We start from the raw sequence: 13,190 nt of genomic DNA, 5'->3' as shown, positions 1-13,190 counted from the left end.
GATCCCGGCTGGTCCGTTGGGCTGCGGTCGAGGCCGTCTCCCGCCAACACGGCGACACCCTCATCCGCGCCCACCACCATCGGGTCGCGGAGCGGCGAGGCAAGCCCATCGGCCGTGTCGCCGCGGCCCGCAAAGTTCTCACCCTCGTCTTCTACGGCCTGCGCGACGGCACCATCCGGGCGCTCGCTGACGACCGGTGAGCACCCCCGGCGCGGCCGGACGCGAGTTCGTTGTTTGTCATGGCCCTGGCGGCCGAGCGCTTGATTGAACCCGTCCGGTCGCGGCCGACACACTCCATGCCACCACCCCTCGTGCGTGGCGAAGAGATGACAGGCACCCGGGGAACCGGGCTGCCCTGCCAGCATCCGCTGGCCCTGGAGAAGACCGCGACGCGCCCGTCCGACACCGGACGGCGGAACTAGGCGAGGCCGCCGGCCTCGCCCAATCCAGCATCCTCACCGTCACTGACCGGGCCCTCAAGGCTTCCCCTGCGGGCGGCCCTCCGGGCCGGCCTTGACCGCCCTCCCCGGGCCTGGACCCTGCGTCCAGGCCCATATCGCCGCGCCAGCCAACAACCCCGACGCCCCTGCCGGGGCGCAACCGAGCCGGGCAAAAACCGCCCGGCACCCTTGACACGAGGCGCTCCTTCAGAGATGACAGGCCCGGCCGGTCGTGTAACTATGCGCTTAGTCAGCGGCTGTCGGAATGCGAGGCTGACGGCGACGGGGGACCGGGGAGGGACCATGCAGGCTTCAAGCGAGCATCTCGTGTGCGGCGCAGCGGCGCGGGCCTCCCGGCGGGGTCTGCGATGACCGAGACCACCCAAGTCGTACTGAGCGCCCAGGAGGTGACCGTCGAGTTCGGTCTCGGCCACGGCAAGACGCTGCGTGCCGTCGACGGCGTCAGCTTCGACCTGCACGCCGGCGAGGTCATCGGGATCGTCGGCGAGTCCGGATCAGGCAAGTCGACGCTCGGCAAGGTGCTGGCCGGATTCCTCAACCCCACGTCGGGGCAAGTGCAGTTTCGAGCCGCCGACGGTGGGCTCCGGGCCCGTCACCAGCGCGGGCCCCACGGCTTCCGTGACGTCCAGATGATCTTCCAGGAGTCGGCGATGGCCCTCAACCCCCGGCTGCCGGTATGGCGGCTGGTGGGCGAGGCGGTCAGCCCGAACCTGATCACCTTCCCGGCGTCGGGCCGTCGCCGGGTCGACACGCTGCGCGACGAAGTGGCCACCCACCTGCAGCACGCCGGGCTCGACCCGGCCGCCATGGCCGGCAAGCGGGTCGCCGAGCTCTCCGGTGGCGAGAAGCAGCGCGTGGCGATTGCCAGAGCCCTCGCCGCGTCACCGGTCGCCATGGTCTGCGACGAGTCGGTCTCGGCGCTCGACGTGACGATCCGGGCCGCGGTCCTCAACCTGTTCCAGCGACTCAGCCGAGACATGGGCGTGGCGCTGGTGTTCATCACCCACGACATCTCCGTGGTGGCTCATCTCGCCGATCGCGTCGCGGTCATGTACCACGGTCAGCTCGTCGAGCTCGACACCCCGGCGCGGGTCATCGAGGACCCCCAGCACGAGTACACCCGACGGCTCATCGCCGCCGTGCCCACCCTCGAGCAGCGGCCCCTGCTCTCCGATGCCCGCTGATCCCGGCGCGGGCGCCGCCCGCCGTATCCGCAGCCAGCAGTCCTGTGATCACAGAGGAGCACAATGAACACTGAACGCCCAGCACGGGCCCGTACCGCACTCCGGCTTGGTGCAGGGGTGGCCGCGGCGGCCATGACCCTGACCGCCTGCGGCGGGGGGTCATCGACCAGCGGCGCCAGCGCCGCCGGCTCGGGTAACTCGACCATCACCATCGGAACCACTTTCCCGCCCGGGACCCTCGACCCGACGGTCGGCACCCAGGGTTCCGACCTCGGGTACCTCGACTTCGTCTTCGACACCCTCATCAAGCAGAACCCGCAGACCGGCGCGCTCGAGCCGATGCTGGCCACCTCATGGAAGTACATGGGCACCGACAACCTGGAGCTCGCCGTGTTCTTGCGCCACGGGGTCACCTTCCAGGACGGCACGCCATTCAACGCGGCCGCGGTCGTCTCCTACTCCACGGCGTTCATCAAGGCCGGTGACATCGCCAACTTGCTGCAGTACGTCACCAACGTGACCGCCGTCGGCAACGACGAGGTCATCTACCACCTGAGCCAACAGAACGCCGAGCTGCCCTACGGCCTCACCGGCCGGGCCGGGATGATCCCCTCACCCACCGCGGTGGCCAAGGAAGGCAAGAGCTTCGCCACCGACCCGGTCGGCGCGGGCCCCTTCAAGTTCGTGTCCGAGACCCAGGGCGCCAGCTACAACTTCACCAGCTTCCCCGGCTACTGGAACAACGCCAACCTGCCCCGGGCCAAGAACATGGACTTCAAGGTGTTCCAGAGCGACACCGCCCTGGTGAACGCCGTGCGCAGTGGCATCGTCAACGTCGCGTTCCACGTCACCCCCCAGGACGTGGCCACCCTCAAATCCGACTCGAACGTCAATGTCTCGGTCGGGCCCGGCAACGCGTTCGCGTTGGCGTACTTCAACTCTGCTCGCTCGCCGCCCCCAAGGTCCGCCTGGCGTTCAACCTGGCACTCAACCGCCAGTCCATCATGGAGGCGGTCACCGACGGTCTCGGCCAGGTCACCACCGAGCCGCTGCCGCCGGGGACGGTCGGGTACGTCAAGAGCCTCGACCCGGTGTTCACCTACGACCCGACCAAGGCCAAGGCCCTCATGGTGCAGGCCGGCTACGCCGGGGGGGTCAACATGACCTGCTACGAGTACCCGGGCCTCGGCTTCGAGATCGCCGGCCCGATCATCATCGCCGAGGAGAAGGCCATCGGCATCCACCTGAACATCATCCCCGGCACGCCGGCACAGGTCGGCACGTTCTTCACCAACAAAGCCGACCCGCAGTGCTTCTTCGCCAACTACGGAGGAGCCGGCAACGCCAGCATCGCCTACCAGCTGCTGTGGAGCCAGGCCTACTACAACGCCGGCAAGACCAACTACGGGATCGACCAGGACTACACCAAGCTGTACTCGACCTACACCACCGCCGGGGTGCAGGCCATCGCCACCGACATCAACAAGAGCCAGAAGACCAACCCTGGTTACGCCCCGATGTTCACCGCTCCCCTGGTGAACGTCTACCAAAAGGACATCCAGGGGTGGGTCACCAGCACGCTCGGCATCGACAACTGGCGGGGCATGTACTACAAGACGGGTTCGTGACCGAACCGGCGCAGCGTCGTCGCCGACGCGGGACCGCGGAGGAGGGTGCCGACCCGGTCCCGGGGGAGGAGGTGCTCACAGTCCGCGACCTTCGCGTCGCCTTCGGCAAGGGTCCCGGGCGCAAGCAGGCGCTGCGAGGCGTCGACCTCAGCCTCCACGCCGGCAAGGTGTCGGGCGTCGCCGGCGAGTCGGGGAGCGGCAAGACCACCTCGGCTCTCGCCGCGATGGGCCTCCTGCCGGCCGGCGCGTCGGTGGAGGGATCGGTCCGCTATCGGGGCACGGAGCTGCTGTCGCTGCCCGAGCGGGAGCTGCGCCGCTACCGCGGCCGCCACCTGGCGATGGTCTTCCAGGAGACCTCGACCGCCTTGAACCCGGTCATCCGCGTCGGCACCCAGCTGCTGATGGCCGCCCGCACCCACGCCGGGGGCAGCCGCCAAGAAGCCCTGCGGCGGGTCACCGAGGCGCTCGCCGACGTGCAGCTCACCGACACCGACCGGGTCATGTCCAGCTACCCCCACGAGCTGTCGGGCGGGATGTGCCAGCGGATAATCATCGCCATGGCCCTCAGCTGCGGGTCCCGGGTCCTCTTCGCCGACGAGCCCACCACCGCCCTCGACGTGTCGGTCCAAGCGGAGGTCCTCTCGGTGATCAAAGGCCTCGTCGCCCGCCGGCACCTGGCCGTGCTCATGATCTCCCACGATTTGGCCGTGCTCGCCGAGGTGTGCGACGACCTCGCCGTCATGTACGACGGCGAGATCGTCGAGTCCGGCGCGGTCGACGACGTCTTGCGCCACCCGGCCCACCCCTACACCGCGGGCCTGCTGGAATGCCTTCCCCGGCTGCGGGGACCGCGGGTGGAGCTGCCCGAGCTGGCCTCGACGGTCCGCGACGCCGACCACGGCACGGGGTGCCGCTTCCGGCCCCGCTGCCCCTGGTCGATCGAGCGCTGCGAGCAGGCGCCGGAGCTGGCCGCCCTCGACCTCGGCTCGTCGCGCCAGGCCCGCTGCTGGAGGAGCGCCGAGGTGCTGGCATCGAGCGGCGCGGCCGCCGGGTCGCGAGGTCAACGCTGATGGGCCGGATCATCCTCCGCCGCCTCGCCACGTCGGTCCCGACCATCTTCGCGACCACGGTGCTGGTGTTCGCGCTCCGCTATCTGCTCCCGGGCGGCCCGGTGCAGGCGATGCTCGGCGGCGGACAGGGCGGCCAGTACACCGGCGCGCAGCTCGCCGCGCTCAAAGCCCGGCTGGGCCTGAACGCGCCGGTCCCGGTGCAGTACTGGCACTGGCTGGTCAACGCCGCCCACGGCGACCTCGGGACGTCCTATTACAGCCAGGCGCCGGTCACCCAGGTGATCGGCCCCCGGGTCGGGCCGTCCCTCGAGCTGATCATCGGAGCCCTGATCCTCTCGGTGGTAGTCGGCGGCGGCCTCGGCGTGCTCGCCGCGGTGAGGCGCAACACCCGCACCGGGCGGGCCATCTCCCTCGCCACCGGGCTCGGGCTATCGGTCCCGGACTTCTGGCTGGCCACCATCGCCGCGGGGGTGCTCGGCCTCACCTGGCAGATCTTCCCGGCCGTCGGGTACACCCCCGTCTCGCAGGGGCTCCTGTCCAACCTGAACACCGTCGCGCTGCCGATAATCGTCTTGTCGATCGTCACCGGCAGCTTCCTGGCCCGCCACGTCAACAGCGCCATGATCACCGCGCTGGAGAGCCCGTACATCCGCGCCGCGTGGGCGATGGGCCTGCCGGGGCCCAAGGTGTACCTCAACTGCGCGCTGCGCAACGCGGTGGCGCCGGTGATCACCTTCATCCCGTTGGCGTTCGCGGCTCTCGTCGGGGGCACCGTCTTGGTCGAGAACATCTTTGCCATCCCGGGCATGGGCACCGAGATAGTCAGCTCGGTGAGCAACGAGGACTTCCCGGTGGTGCAGGCGATCGTCCTGCTCGTCGGGGTGCTGGTGGCGGTCCTCAACCTCGGGGCCGACGTGGGCTTGGCCCTCATCGATCCCCGCATCCGGAACGCGGCCTCCGAGTAGGCGCAAGGAGCGATCATGATTCCCGACGACAAGATGCTCGACGAGGCGCCCGTCGCTCTCGCGACCGCGACGCCAGCCGGCGGCGCCGGCCTCCCCTGGACCTCCCTCCCCGGCCGCGTGGCCGGCCGGGACCGGCGGCCGTCGCGCTTCGGGCTGGCCGGCAAGATCGGCCTCACCGTGGTGGTGCTTCTCCTCCTCGCCAGTGTGGCGGCCCCGCTGCTCCCCCTCGCCGATCCGCTGGCCCAGACGCTGACCCTGCGCGACGCCGGACCGTCTCTGCACCACCTGTTGGGCACCGACCTGGTCGGGCGCGACGTTTTGAGCCGGACCGTCTACGGGTGCCGCTCGGCGTTCGAGGGCGTGGCGATCGGCGTCGGCGGCATGCTGGCTCTCGGCATCCCCTGGGGCCTGGCCGCGGGCTTCGCCGGCGGGGTGATCGACGAGATCCTGATGCGCATCGCCGACGCGTTCCTGTCATTCCCGGCCCTCATCTTGGCCATCGGCGTGGTCGCCGCGTTGGGCCCGTCGATCGTCCACTCGATGCTGGCGGTCGGGGTGATCTCCGCCCCGGGCGTCGCCCGGCTGCTGCGCTCTGCGGTGCTGCCCGTCCGGAGGGCCCAGTTTGTGCTCATCGCCCAGTCCCTGGGAGTGAGCAGGATGCGCATCGCCGGGCGCCACGTCCTGCCCAACAGCATGGGCCCGGTGGTGGTGCAGGCGGTGGCCGCCGCCAGCTACTTCCTCATCGTCGAAGCCGCCTTGGGCTTCCTCGGGCTGGGCGTGCCGCCCCCCTCCGCGTCGTGGGGAGCGGACATGGCCGGCGCCTACTCGAATTTCACGGCCAACCCGGCGGCGACGATCGTCCCCGGCCTGGCCATCACCATCGGCGCCTGGAGCCTCAGCGTCGTGGGCGACGGGCTGCGCAATGTCCTCCTCAGGAACTGACCCCCTGGTCCAGACGGCCGACGGGCCGGTGCTCGGACGCACCGACGCTCACGGCGTCATGGCGTTCCTAGGCATCCCCTACGCCGCGGCCCCAACCGGGCCTCGACGGTTCGCTCCGCCCGAAGCTCCGCCGCGGTGGAGCGCCCCGCACGACGGCCGGTCCTACGGGCCGACCGCGCCGCAGCCGACGGCGCAGGGACCCCTGGCGCAGCTACTGCCCCACGTGGAGATCCCCGGGGACGGCTACCTCAACCTCAACGTGTGGACCGCAGACCTCGAGGGGTCCAGACCGGTCATGGTGTTCATCCACGGCGGCTCTTTCACCAGCGGATCCGGGGCCATCCCGACCTACAGCGGCGCCGCGTTCGCCCGCGACGGCATCGTGTTGGTGACGATCAACTACCGCCTAGGCGTGGACGGCTTCTTGTGGTTCGGCGAGGGGACCCCCAACCTCGGCCTCCTCGACCAGGTGGCCGCCCTGCGCTGGGTGCGCGATCAGATCGCCTCCTTCGGTGGCGATCCCGCCAACGTCACCGTCTTCGGGGAGTCGGCCGGTGCGATGAGCGTCTGCACGCTGCTGGCCATGCCATCCGCGGCCGGGCTGTTCCGCCGGGCCATCGCCCAGTCCGGGGCCGCCCGCTGCGTGCTGCGCCCCGAGACCGCGGCCTTGGCGGCCGCCAGGGTCGCGGAAGTGCTCGGGGTGAGCGCCTCCCGCCGAGCCATCGCCGAGGTGTCCCGCGCCGCGGTCCTCGAGGCGCAGGCCGCGTTGGAACGTGAGGTCGCCTCCGAAGTTGACCCCGCTCGCTGGCGGGAGCTGTCAGCCAACCTGATGCCCTTCGAGCCGGTGGTCGACGGCGAGATCCTGCCGCAAGCACCGAGCGACGCGATCCGTGCCGGAGCGGCCGACGGCATCGGCCTGCTCGTGGGGACCAACGCCGACGAGGCCAACCTGTTCTTCGTGCCGAGCGGCGTCGTCGCGGGAGCCGGCGACGCCGACCTGGCCCGGGTGGCCCGCTCTCGCGGCTACCCGCCGGCGGTGCTCGACGCATACCGGGCGGCCCGCCCGACCGCGTCCGCCGGCCGGTTGGTGTCGGAGCTGATGACCGACGGCTTCTACGTGGTGCCGGCCCTGGAGCTGGCCGCCGATCACCCTCACACCTTCGTGTACCGATTCGCCTGGGCGTCGCCGGCATTCGGAGGAGCGATGGGGGCCTGCCACGCATTGGAGCTGCCGTTCGTCTTCGACACCCTCGACGACCCGGGCTACCGGCCGCTGCTGGGATCCGATCCGCCGCGTCAGCTGGCCGCCGCCGTCCACCGGGCCTGGATCGACTTCGCCGCCACCGGAGACCCCGGGTGGCCGGCGTACTCAGCGCAGCGCCCGGAGGCGATGGAGTTCGCGACACCGGCCGGCGTGGCCCCCGTCCACCGACCGCAGGAGCTGGCGGCGTGGGGGGCGTCGGGAAGCTGAGCGCTCCCGTCGGGCTCACAGTTGGCGGCGGGACCGGCCAAGCTATGGGCCGGGTTGAACGGGCGCAGAGGAGAAGGCAGTAGATGGCCAAACGACAAGGGAGGTTCGACCCACGGGAGCTGGAGGCCGACGTCCGGTTCCAAGACGAGTCGGAGGACCTCTGGAACCAGGAGCTGAGCGGCGTGGCGCGCGGGCTGCTCACCTCCGCGGTGCGCTGCTTCGCGTTCAACGGATACCACGCCACCACCACCCGGGAGATCGCCGCCGGGATGGGTCTGAGCCCCGCTGCGCTGTACGTGCACTTCGTGTCGAAGGAGCTGGTCCTCTACGAGATCATCCGCTCTGGTCACGAGCGGGCGTTGGAGCTGGTGGACGGGCCGTCCATCCAGGGCGTCGCCGACCCCACCGACCGCCTGAAGCTGCTGGTGCGCCGGTACACCGCGTGGCATGCCCGTCACCACGTAGCGGCCCGGGTCGCGCAGTACGAGCTGGCGGGGCTGACCGAGGAGCACTACGCCGAGATCCTGCGCCTGCGCCACCTCACCAACCAGGTGTTCCGCCGGGCCGTGGCCAGAGTGCTAACCGACAGAGACACGGCCCCCGTGGACGTCAACCGGGTGGTGCGGGCCATTCTGTCGCTCAGCATCGACCTGGTCCGCTGGTACCGGCTCAACGGACCGGACTCACCCGAGGAGCTCGGCGAGTTCTACGCCGACTTGGTCCTGCGAATGTTGCTCCAACCCCAGCCGGAGCAACGGCTCCCCGACGAGCAGCCGCGCCCGGGCGCGGCCGTGGCTCCCGTCGCTGCTCGCCGGCGGCGTTGAGGGCGGCCGGCTAGCCGGGGCGGCCGGCTAGCCGGGGCGGCGTGGGGTGCCCGCTACTACGACGGCTCCCGAGCAGGCGGGAAGGCGCTGGCCACCACGGTCGGGTTGAAGTATTCACGCCACGACGCGACCTGCCCGTCTCGGAGCTCGAAGAACGCCACGTAGGAGTTGGGGTAGGGCCGGCCGGCCCGGGTGATTCCCTCGGCGCGGTACTCAGCTACAACGCGGCCAGAGCGCACCTGACCGTGGATCACCACGTCACGGAACCGTAGCTGCGAGAACAGCTTGGGCATGGCCCGCACGAATGCGTGCGCCTCATGGCCTACCATCCGCCGGGGCCCACCGTCGGAGCGGAACGGAAGCTCAAGTACTAAAGCGTCGCTTGTCAACTGGAGGGCGGCCTCGACCTCTAGGTCTCCGACGAGGCCGATCAACCGCGCAACGATGGCGACGTCGCTATTCGAACCGCCTGCTGGGTCCATGGTTCCACTCCTCCACTGAGACTTGACGCTCATGTCAGCCCGGAGGACACCGTAACGCAGGAGTTCTAGGTGGGCCGCCCCAGAAGACTTGTCGGTGAGCCTCCGTCTGTGGGCCCCTCCTCCGGCGCTTCGCAGATGAGGGCATGGGTGGGGCTGGCGGGGTCAGATTGGGGGGTGAGCTCGAAGGCGGGTGCGCTGTATCCGGAGTCGCCGATCGGATCGATGCGTGCGCTTACGCGCCCGCCGATGCTGACTGCCTCGGGATCGGCTCGCACGATCCCGGTTACGCGCAGACCGTCCTGTTCGTCGAGTTCGACGATGGCGACGACATAGGGTGGCACTAGGCCGGGCAGGGACTGGTGGCGGACGACGATGAAGCTGAAGATCCGGCCCTGTCCGCTGACCGGCTCTAGGGTATTCTGGCCCCCACAGGTTCGGCACCGCTCAAGCGGAGGGTGGGCCCAGCGCCGGCACTCCTGGCACCGGTCGACGGTGAAGGTCCCGGCTTTGAGAGCCTCCCACCATGGTGCGCTGTCGACATCGACTAGGGGGATGGGGGGCCTCAGCTGGGTGCCGGTCACGGGTGCTCATTCGAGTAGATGTTGGCGCCGCCGAACGGGCCGGCGCCGGCGGTCACGAGCGCTAGGCGGGCGTCGGCGACTTGGCGGACGCCGGCTGTGCCGCGCAGCTGCAGTGCCGCTTCGTAGTGGTGGTTGAGGCCGTGGATGTAGCCCTCTGAGAGCAGGCCGCCATGCGGGTTGACCACGACATCTCCGCCGTAGCTGGCATGTCCTTTGGCGAAGAACTCGCCGACTTGGCCCGGTTCGCAAAAGCCGAACCCTTCCATGGTGGCCATGACGGTGTAGGTAAAACAGTCGTACATGCAGGCCACGTCCATGTCCGAGGGGGAGAGGCCGGTGGTCTTCCAGAGACGGGGGCCGGCGCTGCGGGAGTACATCTGGGTCGGGTCGTCCCACGTCGAGAAGCCGGAGCCGCTCTGAGAATTGGACGAGCCGACCAACCATACCGGCGACGTGTTGGTGTCCGCGACGACATCCTCGCCGGCAACGAGAATGGCGACGGCGCCGTCCACTTCGGAGGTGCAGTCGTACACCCGGAACGGTTCGGCGATCCAGCGGCCGGCGAGGTAGTCGTCCATGGTCATCGGCGCGCGTCGGTAGGCGTGCTCGTTGGGCGCGGCGTGGGCGCGTTGGGTGATGGCGATGTAGCCGAGGTCCTCGGCGGTGTCGCCGTAGACTTCCATGTGGCGCCTGGCCCACATCGCGAACCACTGGGGCGGGACCAGGTAGCCGGAGGCAACGTCGTACTGGTTGCGGCCTTCCACTTGCATGGGGCCCTCGACAGTGCCGAACCGGTAGCCAGAACGCCCGTTGAGAGAGCGGTAGACGAGCACCGTTTTGCACAGGCCGGCCTCGATGACGGCGGACGCAGTGGCAATCTGGTCGGCGACCAGGTTGCCCCCGCCGTACATGCCGTTGGCCCAGCTCATCTCGTCCCGGCCGAGTCCCCACGCGACGTCGATGGGCTGCGCTGAGTCCATGGCCATGTAGGTGCAGATCCCATCGACATCCCCGATGCTGAGACCGGCGTCGGCGATCGCCTGGCGGCAGGCGTCGATGGCCATGGCCAGCGTGGTGCGTCCTGAACTCTTCGAGTACACGGTGCGGCCGATCCCGACGATCGCGGTGCTCATTGTCCCTCCCCGGCGCGGCAGCAGTGCGGCACCGGCGTCAATTATGACAGGAGACTGTCAGATGTCAACGTCGGCGAGGCTCCGCAGCTGTCCCACGGCCGCTTTGATATCTGTCCCGAGACGCCTGCGCGAGGTGGCCAGCCACCGCGCCATGGCGTGCTCAAGGACATCCAGCCCGATGCGGGCCAGCAGTCGTTGAGCATCAGTGGGGGTTGTACGGCCGTGGCGGTGCGCGATCGCCGCCGCCACCCCCGCAATGTTCTTGTCGAGTTCCTCCTGCTCCCGCCCGCGGAGGAGCGGGGAAGAAGCGATGATCTGACGGTAGCGGGCGGTTGGCTGGCGGACCCGCTCGATGCCCGGGGCTGCGGCGAGGAACGAAGTCTCCATGGCCTCCAGGTCGGACATCCCTTGGGGCTGGGCGCGCAGCAGAGCCGTCAGGGTCTCGACGAAGTCGACACGGCCGAAGAACAACACGCTCTCTTTGGTGGCGAAGTACCGGAAGAACGTCCGGGGCGACACCCCGGCGGCCTCGGCGATGTCGACCGTGGTCGTGTTGTCGTAGCCGCGCTGGCCGAAGAGTTCGAGTGCGGCGTCGACCAGCGCATGGCGGGTCTCAGACTTTTTGGATGTGCGGCGCGAGGTCTCTTGCACGGTGGCAGCCGTGTCGATCTGTGTGTCGGTCACGGCTCTCGGGGGAGGCCCAGCATGCGCTGTGCGATCTGGTTGCGGGCGATCTCGGAGGTCCCTCCGGCGATGATGAGGCAGCGGGTGAAGAGGGAGTCACGGCTCCACTCGGTCTCGTCGCCGAGGACGGTAGCGGGCCCGCTGATGACCTCGAAGCCGGGAGCGTCCATCTCGACGGCCATGGCGGTGATCCCAGCGTGCTTGGGTAGCTCGGTGTCGGTGCGGACCGTCGCCAGCCCGATTTGGCAGTTACGGGCGTCGCTGGTCCAGGCCTTCTGGCCGTTGACGCCTACCCGCCGCCGGTGCGACTGGCTTTGGTTGTCACCGCAGCGGCGCCGGATCTTGCGCCTGGCTCGCTGAAGAGTTGGCACCAGCGGGGGCGTCCTTCGAGACTGGGCCACATCAGCCGGTCTCGTGGCTCGTCGCCGCCGAGATGGAGGATCGTAGGCAGGACCCCCGCCCAGGCCCAGGCTCTGGCGGGGCAGCTCCCCGAGCTCCTCTTCCAGGACCAGCCGCTCGACTGCGTCAGCCCCCCGACAGCTTCTGCCGACGCCACCCGCCACCCGAGACTCCGGGCAGTTGCTGCGCCGCAGGGGAGGAGGGCCGCCAGCGGAACCCCCGAGCACTCGGCTCGACAGGATGGAAGCGAGGCGTCGAAACGTCTCTTCGCGACGGTTTCCGGAGGGCGAGGCGCCTTGGCCGCCGAAGCGCTCCGCTATCGCGAGCCCGAGCCATCCGAGGTCGCAGGCCTCCTCCCAGAACGCGGGGAGTTCCGAGGTGTCGCATGCCAGGATGCAGCGGGCTTCGCTGACCGAGTTCCTGCTGCGGCGGACGCCCTGGACGCTCTCTGCGAGGGCGCGGGGGTCGTCGGGGATGGCGATGGCCATATCTTGTCCCTTTGGTTCGGCTGGTTCAGCGGACGGTGAAGCCGGCGTCGAGGGGCAGCGCGACGCCGGTCACGAACGACGCCTCGTCGGAAACCAGCCATGCCACTGCGTTGGCGATGTCGGAGGGCTGGAGGATCTCGATCGGCAGGGCGTTTTGCATCGCTGCGAGCGCGACGTCGCCCTCGGCGACGAGGCTGATCATGGCGTCGTTCATGGTCATGCCCGAGGCCACGCCCGTCGGGTGGATGGTGTTTACCCTGATCCGCTCGGAGGCCCACTGGTTCGCCAACACCTGCATAAGACCGACCAGGCCCCGTTTCGCAGCTGTATAGGCCTGCCCGCCGGCTCGGTCGGTGCCTGTCCCCTTGATGCCCGCCGTCGAACTGGTGATGACCACCGAGCCGCCTCGCCCGCCAGCGACGATGTGCGGGATGGCCAGGCGGGTGGTGTGCCAGACGCCGGTCAGGTTGGTGTCGATGATGTCGGTCCAGATCTGGGAGGGATCAATGTCACCGTTGGGGCTGAGGCGGATGATGCCGGCGTTGGCGACCACGATGTCGAGTCGGCCGAATTCGCCGACGCCGCGGTCGAGGGCTGCGCCGAGCGCGTCGGGATCGCGCACGTCGGCCTGCTGGGCGATGATCCGTCCGCCCTGCTGCTCGACGAGGCGCACGGTCTCTTTGAGGTCGGCGTCCGATGCGTTCGGATAGTCCATCGAGTCGACGTTGGCGCAGATATCGATGCCGATGATGCTGGCACCGTCGGCCGACAGGCGCTGGGCGTGGGCGCGCCCCTGTCCGCGGCCGATGCCAGTAATGAATGCGACCTTGCCGTCGAGGGTTCCCATGATGCGTACCTGTTCTTTCTGGTGGGTCGGA

The 13,190-nt window shown here is 69.5% G+C and carries 11 protein-coding genes and 3 pseudogenes; 8 read left to right on the top strand and 6 right to left on the bottom strand.

What is annotated here, in order from left to right:
- From K6U06_RS20070 to K6U06_RS20035, 8 genes and pseudogenes are all read left to right on the top strand, one after another.
- Positions 1-200 (top strand): annotated as a pseudogene (locus K6U06_RS20070) (IS110 family transposase); the annotation flags it as partial.
- A 608-nt stretch (positions 201-808) separates the two neighbouring features.
- A complete protein-coding gene (locus K6U06_RS20065; RefSeq protein WP_262323751.1) occupies positions 809-1,645 on the top strand; it encodes an ABC transporter ATP-binding protein in 837 nt (278 codons plus the stop codon).
- 63 nt (positions 1,646-1,708) lie between these two features.
- Positions 1,709-3,273: pseudogene (locus K6U06_RS20060) on the top strand (ABC transporter substrate-binding protein).
- Positions 3,270-4,343: an ABC transporter ATP-binding protein gene (locus K6U06_RS20055; RefSeq protein WP_262323750.1), complete on the top strand. Its 1,074-nt coding sequence runs from the start codon at positions 3,270-3,272 to the stop codon at positions 4,341-4,343. The pseudogene K6U06_RS20060 and the gene K6U06_RS20055 overlap by 4 nt, the downstream one beginning before the upstream one ends.
- Positions 4,343-5,308 (top strand): ABC transporter permease, encoded by a 966-nt coding sequence (locus tag K6U06_RS20050; RefSeq protein ID WP_262323749.1) that lies wholly within the window; start codon positions 4,343-4,345, stop codon positions 5,306-5,308. The genes K6U06_RS20055 and K6U06_RS20050 overlap by 1 nt, the downstream gene beginning before the upstream one ends.
- 15 nt (positions 5,309-5,323) lie before the next feature.
- Positions 5,324-6,250, top strand: coding sequence for an ABC transporter permease (locus tag K6U06_RS20045; protein ID WP_262323748.1), 927 nt, complete (start codon positions 5,324-5,326; stop codon positions 6,248-6,250).
- On the top strand, positions 6,231-7,721 hold the full coding sequence (locus K6U06_RS20040; RefSeq protein WP_262323747.1) for a carboxylesterase/lipase family protein: 1,491 nt from the start codon (positions 6,231-6,233) through the stop codon (positions 7,719-7,721). The genes K6U06_RS20045 and K6U06_RS20040 overlap by 20 nt, the downstream gene beginning before the upstream one ends.
- A gap of 83 nt (positions 7,722-7,804) precedes the next feature.
- Positions 7,805-8,545, top strand: a complete 741-nt coding sequence (locus K6U06_RS20035) for a TetR/AcrR family transcriptional regulator (RefSeq protein ID WP_262323746.1) — start codon at positions 7,805-7,807, stop codon at positions 8,543-8,545.
- Positions 8,546-8,601: 56 nt separating this feature from the next.
- Here K6U06_RS20035 and K6U06_RS20030 read toward each other — a convergent pair whose 3' ends face one another.
- The 6 genes and pseudogenes from K6U06_RS20030 to K6U06_RS20005 form a co-directional block, all read right to left on the bottom strand.
- Positions 8,602-8,979 carry a nuclear transport factor 2 family protein gene (locus tag K6U06_RS20030; RefSeq protein ID WP_262323745.1) on the bottom strand — a complete coding sequence of 126 codons (378 nt, stop codon included), beginning with the start codon at positions 8,977-8,979 and terminating at the stop codon, positions 8,602-8,604.
- A gap of 113 nt (positions 8,980-9,092) precedes the next feature.
- Positions 9,093-9,608, bottom strand: a complete 516-nt coding sequence (locus K6U06_RS20025; protein WP_262323744.1) for a Zn-ribbon domain-containing OB-fold protein — start codon at positions 9,606-9,608, stop codon at positions 9,093-9,095.
- The gene (locus tag K6U06_RS20020) at positions 9,605-10,741 is read right to left on the bottom strand and encodes a thiolase C-terminal domain-containing protein (protein ID WP_262323743.1); all 1,137 of its coding nucleotides are present in this window, start codon (positions 10,739-10,741) and stop codon (positions 9,605-9,607) included. Before K6U06_RS20020 ends, K6U06_RS20025 begins: the two co-directional genes overlap by 4 nt.
- A gap of 57 nt (positions 10,742-10,798) precedes the next feature.
- Entirely contained in the window at positions 10,799-11,425 is a 627-nt protein-coding gene (locus K6U06_RS20015; RefSeq protein WP_262323742.1) for a TetR family transcriptional regulator, read from the bottom strand.
- Positions 11,422-11,961: pseudogene (locus K6U06_RS20010) on the bottom strand (acyl-CoA dehydrogenase family protein); the annotation flags it as partial. The gene K6U06_RS20015 and the pseudogene K6U06_RS20010, both read right to left, overlap by 4 nt.
- A 376-nt stretch (positions 11,962-12,337) precedes the next feature.
- The gene (locus K6U06_RS20005) at positions 12,338-13,159 is read right to left on the bottom strand and encodes a mycofactocin-coupled SDR family oxidoreductase (RefSeq protein ID WP_262323740.1); all 822 of its coding nucleotides are present in this window, start codon (positions 13,157-13,159) and stop codon (positions 12,338-12,340) included.
- Positions 13,160-13,190: the final 31 nt, after the last annotated feature.

It is taken from the genome of Acidiferrimicrobium sp. IK (genome assembly GCF_025499425.1).
Taxonomy (GTDB): Bacteria; Actinomycetota; Acidimicrobiia; order Acidimicrobiales; family Palsa-688; genus Acidiferrimicrobium.
Note: the sequence above shows the minus strand (reverse complement) of the source record. Positions and strands in the feature narration are given on the sequence as shown.